We start from the raw sequence: 14,489 nt of genomic DNA, 5'->3' as shown, positions 1-14,489 counted from the left end.
AATAGATGAGGACGAATACTGTCAAGGCATTAGGAATGGGCAAGAAAAAAACATTCCCCTCGTACCGAATTTGCCGATACGAGAAGAATGTTTTGTCATATTCCTTAGTGTTTCTTATTTTGGCGTTTGCGTTCTTGCTCCTGAGCGCGACGCTGTGCACGGTTTTTCGGATCAGCATCACCAGAGGTCTCCGGATCTGGACGATCAGATGGTCCGGAAGTTTGCAAGTTCTCCGGGTCGATTCCTTGACCGCGAATGACATCCTGACGCTCCAGGTTTTGACTGACTTCGGCCTTCATGATATACATAGCGACTTCTTCCTGAACAGCAGCCAGCATACCTTGATACATTTCGTATCCTTCGAACTGGTACTCACGAAGCGGGTCGTTTTGTGCGTAGGCGCGCAGGTGAATACCTTGACGCAACTGATCCATCGCATCGATGTGATCCATCCACTTGCTGTCGACAGCACGCAGAATAACGACTTTCTCAAACTCGCGAATCGATTCGCCGATTTCTTCTTCACGCTGTTTGTACTGCTTATCGACTTCTGCTTTCAACAGCTCGAGAATTTCTTCTGTTTCCATGCCTTTCAGCATTTTAGCTGAAATCGTTTCTTCATGGAGGAACCCATTATTGGCAGCATCGGCCAATGCTTGCAGATCCCAATCCTCTGGTACCTCTTCTTTTGGACAATGCAGAGACACTGCACGCTCCATTACTGCGTAGATCATATTCAAAGCAACATCGCTGAGGTCTTCCTGCTCCAGGATGTCTTTACGCTGTTTGTAGACAACCAGACGCTGTTGATTCATCACGTCGTCGTACTGGAGAACGCCTTTACGTGCATCGAAGTTCGATCCCTCTACACGCTTCTGCGCAGATTCCACCGCACGAGTAACCAGGCGGCTCTCGATCGGCATATCCTCTTCCATACCTAGACGATCCATCATATTCATGATATTGTCCGCACCGAAACGACGCATCAGCTCATCTTGCATCGAGAGGAAGAACTGGGATGAACCCGGGTCCCCCTGACGACCAGCACGACCACGCAGCTGATTGTCAATCCGACGGCTCTCGTGACGTTCTGTACCGATAATATGAAGACCGCCCTGCTCCGCAACACCTTCGCCCAGCTGAATGTCCGTACCGCGACCCGCCATGTTTGTCGCAATGGTAACCGCTCCATACACACCTGCACGCGCAACGATTTCCGCCTCGCGCTCATGCTGCTTCGCGTTCAGTACGTTATGCGGTACGCCTTTTTGCTTCAGCATTTGGGACAAGCGCTCCGAGTTTTCGATGGAGATGGTACCTACCAGGATCGGTTGGCCCTTTTTGTGACGCTCGACAATGTCGTTTACAACCGCACGATATTTGGCTGCCTCTGTTTTGAAAACAAGGTCTGGTGAATCGATACGCTGCACAGGCTTGTTCGTTGGAATCACCACGACGTCGAGACCATAAATCTTTTTGAACTCCTCTTCTTCCGTCTTCGCTGTACCTGTCATACCAGCCAGCTTCTGGTACATACGGAAGTAGTTTTGCAAGGTAATGGTCGCCAGTGTCATGCTCTCGCTTTGAACACGCAGACCTTCTTTGGCTTCAATCGCTTGATGCAAGCCATCGCTGTAACGACGTCCAACCATCAGACGGCCGGTGAACTCGTCAACGATCACAACTTCGCCTTCCTGCACTACGTAATCAACATCGCGCTTGAACAGCACTTGTGCTTTCAACGCCGCCGTAATGTGGTGGTTCAACGTGATATGTGCCGTATCGTACAGGTTGTCGATGTTGAATGCCTGTTCGACTTTGCTCACGCCTTCATCTGAGAGGTTGACGATTTTCAGCTTCTCATCGATTGTGAAATCTTTTTCTTCTTCCAAGCGTTTCACAAAATGCGAGCAGATGTAGTACAGCTCTGTCGATTTGTTAGCAGAACCGGAGATGATCAACGGCGTACGTGCTTCGTCAATCAAAATGCTGTCCACCTCGTCGATGATAGCGAAGAAGAGTGGACGTTGCACCATTTGTTCCTTGTACAGAACCATATTGTCACGCAGGTAATCGAAGCCAAACTCGTTATTCGTACCATACGTAATGTCACACGCGTATGCTTCGCGTTTTTCTTCAGGGCTCAGTCCATTCTTGTTCAAACCGACTGTCAGTCCAAGGAAGTTATACAGCCTACCCATGATAGTCGAGTCACGCTCAGCCAAGTATTCGTTCACGGTAACGACGTGGACTCCTTTGTCCATCAAGGCATTCAGGTATGTCGCCAGTGTCGCAACCAGCGTTTTACCTTCACCCGTCTTCATCTCGGAGATACGGCCTTCCTGAAGCACCATACCACCAATCATCTGGACGTCGAAGTGACGCATGCCCAGTACACGGATCGATGCTTCACGTACAACGGCAAACGCTTCATTCAAAATTTTGTCCAGTTCTTCTCCATTTGCCAATCGCGCCTTAAACTCAGCTGTCTTCTCACGCAATTGGTCATCCGAGAGTGCCTTAATCGTTGGTTCCAGCGCGTTGATACTTTCTACGCGCTTAAACATTTTCTTTACTTCACGTTCATTGCTGTCACCGAATATCTTTTTAACGAGTCCTAACATAAGGACACCCCTTCCATATACTGCCAAACGAAAATGCACAAGCCGGCATGAGTCCAGATAATAAAAAAGGATACCGATTCTACGAAAATAATACTTTCTAAAAAGATATTTTATCAAATAGAGCATCCTCTACACAAGTAAAGGGAGTTGCTAATAGCAACTCCCTAGTCTTATACGAATGAGAATGTGTAAAGTTTCGTTATTTTGGTTCAATCAATCCGTAACGCCCATCATTGCGGCGATACACCACACTGACGTCATTGGTGTCACTGTTTTGGAAAACGAAGAAGCTGTGTCCCAGCATATCCATCTGCATGACCGCTTCCTGTGCATCCATCGGCTTCAGATCGAAGCGTTTGGTTCGAACGATATCGATGTCTATATCCATATCATCCTCATCCACATCCGGGATCATGACTGCTACTGGTTGACTCTCACGCTGTGCGATTCTTCCTGTCGAATCAACTCGAAGCTTCCGCATCAGCTTCGTTTTGTGTTTGCGAATCTGACGTTCCAGCTTTTCTACTACCAGATCGATAGCAGCATACATATCTTCGTGCGTTTCCTCCGCTCGGATAATGACCCCACTCAGTGGAATAGTTACCTCGATCGTGCCTTCTCCGCGATGTACATGCATGGTGACTTGTACTTCTGTAGGCTGTGGAGTTTCAAAATATTTTTCCAGACGGCCGACTTTCTTTTCGACATATTCTCTAAGGGCAGCGGTGACTTGAATGTTTTCTCCACGAATGTTAAATTTCATGGTTCCAACCTCCTTCCGTCTATACATACTTATTCGCCGCCTCTGTAAATAATCCTTCTACTCAGCTTAAAAAAATCTTTGCAAATCTTTTACAAACCATCAATATCCGACATTTTTTTACCAATACTTACTAGATTCCCTATGCTATAATAGTTGAGGTAGTCATCCCATCCTATATCGCGGTCGTACATCGCACTGGAGGAATCCTCATGGCCGAGGTAAAACCTTCCCATTCACTTATCGGAACAACGCTCGCTCAAGACGTCTACAATGAGTACGGCCTGCTTTTATTACCCGCTGGTGCAACCCTTCATCTAACTGATATACGACTGCTAGAGGCTCACCAGGTGGAAGCCGTACACGTTACTACTGACTCGGAAGCACCCGAAATGCCTTTTCCTCTCCTTCATTGGAGTGAGGCAGAGGCTGCAAAGGCCTATATGGTGGCCGTACAAAAAACCGAGTATTTATTTAACCAGCTCGCAAATGGGGATACCCCCCGACTGCAACAATTTAGCGACGCTGTTCATCCTATGCTCGATCAAGTTCTTCATCACATGAGATTTCTGCGCTTCATTTATTTGAATGAAGGAACAGAAAGTTATACGTATCGCCACTCCCTGCATGTAGGTATCGTGGCAGCTTTAATCGGAAAAATCATAGGATTGCCGCAACGTGATGTTCATTTTTTGGGCCTGGCAGGTCTTCTTCATGACATCGGCAAGATGAAAATTCCCGATGAGCTGCTGTCCAAGCCAGAGCGTTTGACAGACGAAGAGTATACGATTATGAAAAAGCATACCGTTTATGGCTACGAGCTCCTGCGCACCATGGACGATGCCGACAACTTGCTGGCACAATGCGCTCTGATGCACCACGAACGTTGGGATGGAAGTGGATATCCCCTCGGACGAAAAAAAGATGGCATCCCTTTTGAATGCCAAATCATCAGTGTCGCAGACGTATTTGATGCCATATGCACAGATCGCGTGTATCGGAAGGGAACCTCTCCCTTTGAAGCAGCGAATGTTCTATGGGAGTTAGCTTGTTCAGGCCAATTAAATCCGATGATTGTATCGCGTTTTATCCATCACATTATCTTACTTTACATTGGTTCCCATGCGCTTTTGAGCAATGGCGACCACGTCGAAATCATTATGATTCATACTGATGAGCCTATGCGCCCTCTCGTTCGAAGAGGTAATGATTTTATAGACCTGAGACTGCAGCGTTCCCTACGCATTCAAAGAATGATCAGTTAAACACGTGGAAAAAACGAATCCCCCTGTCCTATCAAGGAACCAGGGGGATTTTGCTATTGTTTCGTTTATACCTTCACGACGTTCGCCGCTTGTGGACCGCGGTCCCCTTCCACCATGTCGAATTCTACGGCCTGTCCCTCATCTAACGAACGAAACCCATCCGACTGAATCGCCGAAAAATGGACGAATACGTCATCACCGTGTAGAATATTTTTTCTCTAGTCCTCTCACGACGACACGGGACAAGAACAACGTAAGGACCAGGTAAACCGCCGCCTCTGTTAAATACGGGGGATAGCGCTCAAATGTACTTTTCGCCACGTTCATGGCTGCGTAGTTTAATTCCGGTGTCGCGATTACTGCCAGAAGGGATGAATCTTTCAAAAGAGCAATAAACTCATTTCCGATTGCGGGCAGCATTCGTGTAAACGCTTGTGGAAGTATAATTTGGCGCATGGCAAGGCCCTTGTTCATGCCAAGTGATCGTGCCGCTTCCATTTGCCCCGGATCAATGGATTGGATGCCAGCCCGAAAGATTTCCGCCATATAGGCAGCCGCATTGAGCGAAAGCGCCACGAAGCCTGAATAAATCGCTTCCGGACTGCTCGCTCCCGGATACAGAATACCCCAAATCGACGGAATCACCGCAAAATGAATCAGCAAAATTTGGACCAGCATCGGGGTTCCCCGAAACAGCTCTACGTAAATTGAACAGGTCCACCGTATCATTCGCTTGGAGGACATTTTCCCCAAGCTGATAAACAACCCCAAAAACGTTCCACAAACCGTAGCCACTGCGGTCAGTAAAATTGTATTAATAATGCCGCGGATAAACAGTTCACGATAGTCGTAGATGACACTCCAGTCCAATGGCTAATCCTCCCTTCTTCATGTCAGCAAGCCCTGTTGCGAACAAACGCCGGCTACGTCGTAGGGACGCACCCGGCCATTTTGCTGCCTACTTATTGCCAAAGTACTGGGTGTAAATTTCCTGCAGCTTTCCATTTTCTTTTATCTTTTTCAATCCGTCGTTGATTTTGTTCATCGCATCGGTATTGCCCTTTTTCACGATAATTCCGTAAAATTCCTTTTCAAAGGAATCATCTTTAATCAGCTTAAACTTCTTATCTTTAACTTTATTCACGTAGTAGGACAAAACGCCATTGTCGCCAATCACTGCATCTACTCGACCATTAAAGAAGTCATCGACGGAGGATGGCATGTCGTCATAGCCTTTCAAGCCTTCGTACGTATCTCCAAACGCTTTTTTGACCACTTCTTCACCCGTAGTTGCAGCTTGTACCCCGATCTTCTTGCCTTTCAAATCTGCCAGTTTCGTCACTGGAGAATCTTCCGCTACCAGAATGAGTTGGTTTGCTTCAAAGTATGAGTCCGAAAAATCGTATTTCTCCTTGCGCTTCTCCGTGATCGTGATGGACGAGATTCCAATATCAACCGTCCCTTTGTCCAGTCCATCAAAAAGCGGGTCCCACCCGGTATTTTTCCACTCGATCTTGAATCCGCCAGCTTCCGCGATTGCGTTCATCACATCGATGTCATGCCCACTAATCTTGTCAGCCTCAAGCATTTGGAACGGTGGATATGCCGCATCTGTACCGACTACGTACACCTTGCCACCACTCGCTCCGCCACTGCCAGACGTTTGCTGACCACCCGATCCACAGCCTGCGAGGAGTACCCCCACACCGACGACCAACGCGAGCGATTTGAACCAATTTGTCCCGATACGCATTTCGAAATCCCCCTTGTGTCTCTCTATCTGCCCATTTTGTCCCCAGCAATGTCCACATGGAAATCACGGTTTTTTTGCGTTCTCCACAGAGTTATCCACATTATCCACATGACCTTGTGCACAAGCTGGGTATAACTATTTTCCTGTATATTCTGCCACTTTAGTACGAAAGTAAGGGGAACGAACGGGGAGAATAAGTAGGTATAGCAGCAAAAAAACAGGATTCATATATACGGGATATAGTTCTATCCTGCATATAAAAATCCTGCTTTTATCTGAAAATAATGAATTATTCTTTTTCTGCCAAAATCACGACCTCTACCCGGCGATTCTTCGCACGGTTCTCCGCGTTGGAGTTGTCCACAAGCGGTTTGTATTCACCCAAGCCTGCCACTGTAAAGCGAGACGCTGGTAAGGAGTGAGCATCCACCATTTCACGCATGACAGAGATCGCGCGCGCCGAGGATAGCTCCCAGTTGGATTGGTAGGAACTGCGCGATATCGGTACATCATCTGTATAGCCCTCGATTCGCACCTTGTGCTCGAAACGCTTCAACACCCCTGCTACTGTCCCGACGACTTGCTTTCCTTGGGCCCGTAGCTCTGCCGAACCACTCGTAAACAAGATCGTTTCCGGCAAACGGATACGCAGGCCTTCTTCGGTCTCCTCGTAGTCAAGATTCAGCTCAGCCAAAGCAGAGGATAGCTGGTTGCGCACCGTCTCCATATCGCGCTCACTCGAGTCAGACATGCCCATTGGCGGCTTTGGCACGTTTACGGTGTCTTCGGAGCCTTCTTCTTTTTCGCCTTTGAGCTCCTTCTGGCGAGCCTCCAATTTGTAGACCTCTCGCTGCAACTCCAGCTTTTGCAGGTTGAGCAGGTCGAGACTCTCATGCACCTGCTCCAAGCTCGCTTTTTCCTTTTGGACCTCTTCTTTTTGTGTCTGAATGCTCTTCGTCTGCGTCGCCGCGATAATAATCACGATCACGAACAACAGCGTAATCAGGTCACTGTAGCTAAGCAGCCAGCTTTTCTCTAGCTCTTTTTCGTCGTATAACCGTTCGTCATGCATAGCGGTCCTGCCTTTCAATCGTGCCCTTCATGCTGCCTGCTTCTTTAATGAGCACCAGCTTTTGGTCACCTGGCAAGAATGAGTTCAGCTTTTCAAACAACAAGCGTGGTGTCTCCATGCGCTGCAGACCAATACACCCTTCGATAAAAAGACGCTTTTCAAACATTTCCCGGTCGTACAGATCCATCAGACGGTAGTAGCATGGCAACGCGAACAGATTCGCCAAGAGCGCGCCATACAACGTCGCTACGACCGCTGCGCTCAGACTGTGTCCGGTCAAGGCCATGTCTTCGAGCGACTTCAGTACACCCGTCATCCCCAGAAGAGTACCGACCAGACCCATCCCCGGCGCCAACAAGCTAATGAGGCGGAAGAACCCTGCTGACTGTTGGTAGCGATACTGCTCTCCCTTGAGCTCGTTCTCCAGGATCAGGCGTAGCTCTTCTTCGGGAACACCCTCGATCGCCAGCAGACTGCCGCGTTGGACAAAGATATCGGTTTCTTGCTGGAGCTCCTTTTCGAGCGCGATATAGCCCTGCTCCTTCTGGACGAGCGCGTAGTAGTAGAAGCGCTTGATCGTTTCTTCGACGTTGCTTTGTCGGCCGTGGATGAGGAGATGCCAGATTTTTTTCAAGTCGAGATGCTTGCGTTTCACTGCATAGGACATGACTACGGAGAGCGCGACTAGCTCAATGGCGGTTACGTTGAGGAGGTCCGATAAGGTTCCGTTTAGGTAGACCGCGTGTATGAAGATGAGGAGGACGGCTCCGATTAAGACGAGTGAGCGGCGTTTTGTGGACAAAAGTGATTCACCTTCCTAGTTTTTCAACAAGATGTTCTTAAAGTATAGCAGATGGTGGAAAAAAGATGAGAGAATAGAGTCATGGTTATAGTGAAGCTTGGTATAGAAAATGTCGATAATGATAAAGAAAGTAATTCTAACAAAGAGGTGATCATCAGTGAATGCCGTACAATTAAAGCAAGCTGTTACTATTAGTTTGACGAAGCAAGTGCAGGAGACTGCGCAAGCGCAGGCTTCCATCATGTTGGAGGGTTTGGCTAAGACGCAGCAAAATGTTCAAGCGGCTCAGGCAAGTCACCCATCTCTTGGAAAAACGATCGATATTCGTGCATAAGTTGTGAAAAGAAAACGGCCGGTTCCCCGGCCGTTTTTACTTTTTGCGGTCGAAAAAGGCACCATAGCCGTTTGGACCTGCTTCGTTGTACGTATTCATTGCGAGCTTGCTACGTTGGAGGTTGTTTAACTGCTGTTGGACGCCTTGCATTCTTCCATCGATCAGTGGAACAAGACGTTGGTTAATCTCGTACATTTGCTCTAGCTGTTGCTTTTGCATTGCCGATAGAGATTCATTGTCTATACCCAGCTGCTGAATTTTAGAAATCACTTCTTCTCGTTCGTCCAATAACGACAACCATGTATCCGGTTCAGAATCCTTTTCACTTACTACTTTCTCTAAGCGTAATGTTGTTTCTAGCAAACTATTTAGAAGAACATCGACTGTCATTTCCATATTATATACCTTACCCTTGTTTCTTCGCCAAAAGCATGGCTTCTTTCCAAGTGTCTCGGAATTGAATGAACAGGTCTTCCACTTCTATTAGAATGTTAACGTCTTTATGCATGTTCGCTTCAATTGTACGTTGAAGCATATATTCGTAGAGTTTGGCAAATTCCTTAGAGATCTCGTAGTCGCTGTTTAAAGTGGACATGAGCTCATAAAGGATATTCTGAACTTTCAATGAGGCCTCATGAGCTTTTATTACGTCCTTTTCCTCTAAAGCTACCTTTGCCTGTTTAATGAACTTAAGTGCTCCATTGTACAGCATTAGTGTCAAATCAGCAGGAGTAGCCGTTGTTACCTGATTGGACTGGTATGTTTGTGCAGCATTTTGTAACATCTGCATCACTCCCTGTTATTTCTGCCCTAACATTTGTGCAAACCAAGCACCTTGGGACTGCGATTTCGACATAGCCTTTTCCATTGCAGAGAATTGCTTCCAGTAACGATCTTCGATCATTTTTAAGCGATCTTCCCAGCGATCGATTTCTCTATCGGTTTCTTTTAATTTCTTACTTAAGTTACTGTCGTCAAATGCACGTCCTGCTGACCCTGCCTCTTTTGTTACTTTTTCCATTACATCTTTGAGTTTGTCATAAAGGCGTTCTGCGACACCCGACTCGTTGTACTTCTTATTTCGATCTACCGTTTCATCACTGTAATTCGTGAACAGTTTGAGAACATCGTCTCCATTCGTTCTAATGGACTCACGAAGCTTGGTCTCGTTTATATAGAGCTTCCCATTTTCCTCGTATGCATACTTTCCACTAGGAGGACCCCCGATCCCAATTTCAGAAAGAGTGTCAAAAGACTTATTAACTCCAGTCCCTTGTAACGGTGTACTAAGTGCACGACGCAATTCGTTTAATCCACTTGTTAAAATAGGATCACGCAAAAGCAATCCACTACGTGCCATATTTTCCATTTTTTCTGCAGTTTTTTCAGGTAACGCTTCTTTCTCTTCATCTAATAGCGGCTGGTAGCCCTTATATTTCGGCTCGGAGATTTTTTTATTCATCGTATCAATAACAGCATTATACTTGTCTACGAAGCCTTTGATCATATTAAAAACTGCATCTTCGTCAGTTTTTGTGTTTACGGCTACTGGATTTCCAACATTAGCCTGTTTTAATGTAAAATCGATTCCATCAAATAAAATAGAGTTCGTTTTAGATGTGTATTCTACTCCATTAATTTTAAAAGTAGCAGGAGTTCCTACTGTTCCAGCAGTTGATGGCGTAGAAGTCCCCATGTTTAAATTATTGCTCCCAGATGCTTTAACCTCAAACTGCTTTCCGTCCTCAGAGGTAAGAACTAATTTGTTATTGAAAAAACTAGCTTTAACTCCAGCTTTTGCATTATTAATCTTACTTAAAACACCTTCCATAGTATCTGTTCCCAAAACAGAAATAGGTACTCCTACTCCATCCTTGTTAATCGTAATAGTAAAGTCTGCGCCTCCAATCACACCTTTACTATCAGTTAAACCGGTAGTAAATTCTGCGCTTGGAGGTGATCCTGCTTTGGCTAGATTTAAAACCTCGACTGTGTAGGAAGAAAGAGTAGGCTTACCGACTACCCTAGCAGAAGCAATATTATCGTTTTCTGAAGTTGCCGTCTTTTTGTTAAAACTGCTAGATAAACGTAAGTCTTTCAGAGTATTTTGCAAGTCTGCTAGAATCGTATTCATATCCCGATACGCATCGCGTTTCCACTCAGTAGAAGTTTTACTTCGTTGTAATCGGTTTACCGGCTCTCTTTGAGCTTTCATGAGGTCTTTGATCATTTTTTCTGTATCCATTCCCGAAGCCATACCACTAATCCGAATTCCCATGACGATCCCTCCCTATCTTTTTTCGTCCACTAGTAATCCAATCATCTCATGCATTTTAGCAACCATATCCATGACTTTCTTAGAAGGAATTTCTCGAATTACTTCTTTCGTTTGATCATTCACTACCTGGACATAGTATTCATTAAGCTTTTCATGAAGAGTAAACTTGATATGAGTAGTACTGGATTGCATAAACTTATTTAGATTGTCTACTTCCCGTACCAATTCTTTTGAATTCAGGGTTTTCCCACTGGGTTGCTGTTGTCCGTCAATGTCTTCTTTTCCTTGATTACTGCCATTGACCTTTAGCACCTTATCTGAATAACCAGATACACCGTTCACTGCTACACCTTTGCTATTAATATCCATTTTTCCTCCCCCATTGATCCATTGATCCATTCTTCCTTTATTACCTTTATCGGAAAAACGGGGATAGGGATTTACTTATCTTTCAAGTCAATTTTTCATTTGTCTCAATACTGCTTCGAAAATTACTATATCCATTTGGTTATCAATATCTATAGAACGCTCTTTGGGCATTACATACCCCACTGTTTCAGGCTCCAAAAAAGACTGAGTTTTTTGCAGCCAGTTGGTATCGGCTATGTACACTGCTCCATTTAAAGAGAATACCGTTGGTGTATCTTGTCTTCTTAAAAATCGCTCTTCTATTTTAATTACTGGTTCAAGCACATCATTATCAGACAAATGATACATCCAATATGGCGTTTTCTCTGCCACTGTAATTGAAACACATGAATTTGCTTGCTCTTTTAAACACTTCTCAATACACCCATCAATATCTATCACTTGTCTTAGTGGCGAGGTTGGTTGTAGGAGAACAACATAGTCATACTTCGGAAGGAGCTCTAATGCATGCAATACCGGAGCAATACCCGGAGTATCATCCATAGCCAATTCTTTCGGACGCAAAAACGGAACTTCACCCTCATACTGGCGTGCCACATCGGCAATCTCTTCATCATCTGTTGATACAATTAGTCGATCAATATAAGCTGATTTTTTAGCTTCTTCAATCGTCCATGACAATAATGGCTTTCCGCCAACTTCTCTAATATTTTTACGTGGTATCCCTTTTGATCCACCTCTAGCAGGGATAATTGCTAAAACAGATTTCCCCTGAATCATCCAAATACCTCCGCAAACTCAACGTTCGCTCTTTCAAAATCAGCCAGACGTCCAATATCCATCCAGTATTCACGTATCGGGAAGGCTATTGTCTGACCTTGCTGTTCGCCCAGAACGCCAAAAAGACTAGTCATATCGTAATACTTATTTTCCGGGATCAGATCAAGCACACTTGGATCCAAAGTATAGATTCCTGCGTTTACAAAGAAGCGTTGAATTGGTTTCTCTTCTATTTCTAGTAATTGATGGTTTGCTAATTTAACAACTCCATAAGGAATCTGATGATCATATTCTCTAATGCACATGGTACCTTTCGCTCGATGTGAAGAATGGAAATCCAGCAGATGACTAAAGTTTACTTTCGTCAGGAGATCCCCATTCATTACAAAGAAAGGTGACGTAGGCTTTTCTGGAATCAGACTCAGTGCCCCTGCTGTTCCAAGAGACTGCTCTTCTTGTAAATACTTTATTTCTACATTCCAACGACTACCGTCCCCAAAATGATTTTTGATCATCTCCGCCTTATAATTAACTGAAATATAAAAACGGTGAAACCCTTGCTCTACAAAACTAAGTAAAATAGTTTCCAGAATGGGTTTATTACCAACGTTTAAGAGGGGTTTTGGACAATCATAAGTCAACGGCTGCAAACGGGTCCCTAATCCTCCAGCCATCAGAATGACCCAATTATCTTTCTTAATTGGGCCGATCAACTGATTCAATATTTCTACATGGATAACACGTCCATCTTCGTCGACAACTGGTATCTGATGCAATTGTCTAATTTTCATCAGCGCCAAAATATTCTCTCGAGAGTCATATGGAGATGCTACTGTTGGATATGCATTCATTATTGTCGACACTTGGTCATGTAACTGTCTGCCTTTTAACAATCCTCGCCGAATATCCCCATCTGTTACAGTTCCGAGCAACTTTTGATTCTCATCAACAATTAAGGCTAACTGTCTCGCTCCAGCATCAATTATCTCTAACACTTCTAGAATAGGGGTCGTAGGCTTAGCTAATATACTAGTCCAATCCTTCATAGATGCTTCACACCTTTCATCAAGGAGCTTATTTTTTCACTCCAATAATGACCCATTCTTTTACTGACTTTTTTACATCCATGTATTCTCTACTAAGCAATTGCACTTCTTGTATTGAAAAATCCCTTACTAAATTCTCGATATCCTCATATTTTGCAAATCGGATGTATCCCATCCCCAGCAACGGGCCTTCGTCTACAATGTAAGCATCATAACCAACATGCTCACCTGTCTCATCTCCCCAACAGCCCTTGGCAATTGTACGGGAAAATATTTTTCCTTGTTTTTTTACTACACGAGCCATTTCGCTATATATTAAAATTGAATTCTCTTGTGAATTGCATGTAACTGCACCATTATCTATTACTGCATCAAAATACTCATCTGGAAAAGGTAATGTACTGATGTCACCTACTAAGAGTTGGCCGTTCCAATTTGGACATTCTGAATCTAACCGAATTTGAGCCTGTTCAATAGCAGTGGGAGAACCATCTATACCGTATACCTGAAATCCTTCTTTGGCCATATACCAGAGATTAGCGCCTGGACCACAACCTACTTCTAATATCTTTATATCTTTGCGAGACCCTACCCCATAAAAATTACGAGCAACAAAACGAATTAAATCCTCCCCCGGATACTTTCCCCATGCTTGTTGACGAAAAATCTTTTCCCATACTGGATCCCATGTCACGCATTATTCATCCCTTCTATCTCTTTAACGAAACGTTTACTTCTCTCCAACGATAACCCATTCTTTTACTATTTTATTTTCTTGTAAGTATTCTCTACTGAGCAATTGTATTTGTTGTATCGTAAAGTGTTTAATAAGTTCTGGGATATCATTGTAATTCGTGAAGCGTGCAAATCCTTTTCCTAGCAAAGGTCCTTCTCCTACTACATATGTATCATAGCCTACCTTCTCCCCCGTCTCGTCTCCCCAACTTCCCTTTGCGAATGTACGAGAGAAAAACTTCCCATTCCGCTTTGTAACACGAGCCATTTCCGAGTAAATATGTGCTGCGTTTTCAAATGTATTACAAGACAATGCTTCACTATCAATTACTGCATCAAACATTTCATCTGGAAAAGGAAGCTTACTAATATCCCCAACTACTAACTCTCCTGTCCATCCAGGGCATTCAGAGTCTAGGCGAGTCTTCGCCTGTTCTATTGCCGTTTTGGAACCATCCACTCCATATATCGTAAAACCTTCTCTTGCCATGTACCAAAGATTAGCCCCTGGTCCACAACCCACCTCCAGGATTTTCACTTCCGGTCGTGATTTAGCGTTATAAAAATTACGAGCGATAAACCTAATGAGGTCTTCCCCTGGATACTTTCCCCATGCTTGTTGACGAAAAACCTCTTCCCATACTGGATCCCAAGACATTTAGATTCCCCCT

General features: G+C 44.6%; 16 protein-coding genes and 1 pseudogene. 2 read left to right on the top strand and 15 right to left on the bottom strand.

The annotated features are described in order from the left end of the window. Positions 1-104: 104 nt before the first annotated feature. The gene (gene secA / locus HP398_RS18960; RefSeq protein WP_173623369.1) at positions 105-2,624 is read right to left on the bottom strand and encodes a preprotein translocase subunit SecA; all 2,520 of its coding nucleotides are present in this window, start codon (positions 2,622-2,624) and stop codon (positions 105-107) included. A gap of 199 nt (positions 2,625-2,823) precedes the next feature. Further along, positions 2,824-3,387 carry a ribosome hibernation-promoting factor, HPF/YfiA family gene (gene hpf, locus HP398_RS18955; RefSeq protein WP_017252261.1) on the bottom strand — a complete coding sequence of 188 codons (564 nt, stop codon included), beginning with the start codon at positions 3,385-3,387 and terminating at the stop codon, positions 2,824-2,826. 209 nt (positions 3,388-3,596) lie between these two features. On the opposite strand from hpf, the gene HP398_RS18950 reads away from it, so the two are divergent. Further along, a complete protein-coding gene (locus HP398_RS18950) occupies positions 3,597-4,649 on the top strand; it encodes an HD-GYP domain-containing protein (protein ID WP_173623368.1) in 1,053 nt (350 codons plus the stop codon). Between the two features lie 65 nt (positions 4,650-4,714). Here the strand turns inward: HP398_RS18950 and HP398_RS18945 are convergent. The 5 genes and pseudogenes from HP398_RS18945 to HP398_RS18925 all read right to left on the bottom strand — a co-directional run. Continuing rightward, a pseudogene (locus HP398_RS18945) lies at positions 4,715-4,849 on the bottom strand (cold shock domain-containing protein); the annotation flags it as partial. Then, positions 4,845-5,519, bottom strand: a complete 675-nt coding sequence (locus HP398_RS18940) for an amino acid ABC transporter permease (RefSeq protein WP_026043386.1) — start codon at positions 5,517-5,519, stop codon at positions 4,845-4,847. The gene HP398_RS18940 and the pseudogene HP398_RS18945, both read right to left, overlap by 5 nt. An 88-nt stretch (positions 5,520-5,607) precedes the next feature. Continuing rightward, on the bottom strand, positions 5,608-6,402 hold the full coding sequence (locus tag HP398_RS18935) for a basic amino acid ABC transporter substrate-binding protein (protein ID WP_173623367.1): 795 nt from the start codon (positions 6,400-6,402) through the stop codon (positions 5,608-5,610). A 289-nt stretch (positions 6,403-6,691) separates the two neighbouring features. Beyond that, a complete protein-coding gene (locus tag HP398_RS18930) occupies positions 6,692-7,474 on the bottom strand; it encodes an OmpA/MotB family protein (RefSeq protein ID WP_173623366.1) in 783 nt (260 codons plus the stop codon). Beyond that, entirely contained in the window at positions 7,467-8,276 is an 810-nt protein-coding gene (locus HP398_RS18925; RefSeq protein ID WP_173623365.1) for a motility protein A, read from the bottom strand. Before HP398_RS18925 ends, HP398_RS18930 begins: the two co-directional genes overlap by 8 nt. Positions 8,277-8,433: 157 nt before the next feature. Here HP398_RS18925 and HP398_RS18920 point away from each other — a divergent pair, with 157 nt between their 5' ends. Next, a complete protein-coding gene (locus HP398_RS18920; protein ID WP_173623364.1) occupies positions 8,434-8,610 on the top strand; it encodes a putative motility protein in 177 nt (58 codons plus the stop codon). A gap of 36 nt (positions 8,611-8,646) precedes the next feature. Here HP398_RS18920 and fliT read toward each other — a convergent pair whose 3' ends face one another. From fliT to HP398_RS18880, 8 genes are read right to left on the bottom strand one after another with little or no spacing between them, the layout of a single operon-like run. Further along, on the bottom strand, positions 8,647-9,000 hold the full coding sequence (gene fliT, locus HP398_RS18915; protein ID WP_254476201.1) for a flagellar protein FliT: 354 nt from the start codon (positions 8,998-9,000) through the stop codon (positions 8,647-8,649). 16 nt (positions 9,001-9,016) lie between these two features. Further along, the gene (fliS, locus tag HP398_RS18910) at positions 9,017-9,394 is read right to left on the bottom strand and encodes a flagellar export chaperone FliS (protein ID WP_017252268.1); all 378 of its coding nucleotides are present in this window, start codon (positions 9,392-9,394) and stop codon (positions 9,017-9,019) included. A gap of 15 nt (positions 9,395-9,409) precedes the next feature. Next, on the bottom strand, positions 9,410-10,888 hold the full coding sequence (gene fliD, locus HP398_RS18905) for a flagellar filament capping protein FliD (RefSeq protein WP_017252269.1): 1,479 nt from the start codon (positions 10,886-10,888) through the stop codon (positions 9,410-9,412). Between the two features lie 12 nt (positions 10,889-10,900). Then, entirely contained in the window at positions 10,901-11,287 is a 387-nt protein-coding gene (gene flaG / locus HP398_RS18900; RefSeq protein WP_238144554.1) for a flagellar protein FlaG, read from the bottom strand. Between the two features lie 57 nt (positions 11,288-11,344). Continuing rightward, on the bottom strand, positions 11,345-12,037 hold the full coding sequence (locus tag HP398_RS18895; RefSeq protein WP_017252271.1) for an acylneuraminate cytidylyltransferase family protein: 693 nt from the start codon (positions 12,035-12,037) through the stop codon (positions 11,345-11,347). After that, positions 12,034-13,083, bottom strand: coding sequence for a nucleotidyltransferase family protein (locus HP398_RS18890; RefSeq protein ID WP_017252272.1), 1,050 nt, complete (start codon positions 13,081-13,083; stop codon positions 12,034-12,036). Before HP398_RS18890 ends, HP398_RS18895 begins: the two co-directional genes overlap by 4 nt. A 28-nt stretch (positions 13,084-13,111) precedes the next feature. Continuing rightward, entirely contained in the window at positions 13,112-13,777 is a 666-nt protein-coding gene (locus tag HP398_RS18885; protein ID WP_017252273.1) for a class I SAM-dependent methyltransferase, read from the bottom strand. A 36-nt stretch (positions 13,778-13,813) separates the two neighbouring features. Next, positions 13,814-14,476: a class I SAM-dependent methyltransferase gene (locus tag HP398_RS18880; RefSeq protein ID WP_017252274.1), complete on the bottom strand. Its 663-nt coding sequence runs from the start codon at positions 14,474-14,476 to the stop codon at positions 13,814-13,816. Positions 14,477-14,489 lie beyond the last annotated feature (13 nt).

This window comes from Brevibacillus sp. HB1.4B (assembly GCF_013284285.1).
Lineage (GTDB): Bacteria > Bacillota > Bacilli > Brevibacillales > Brevibacillaceae > Brevibacillus > Brevibacillus porteri.
Note: the sequence above shows the minus strand (reverse complement) of the source record. Positions and strands in the feature narration are given on the sequence as shown.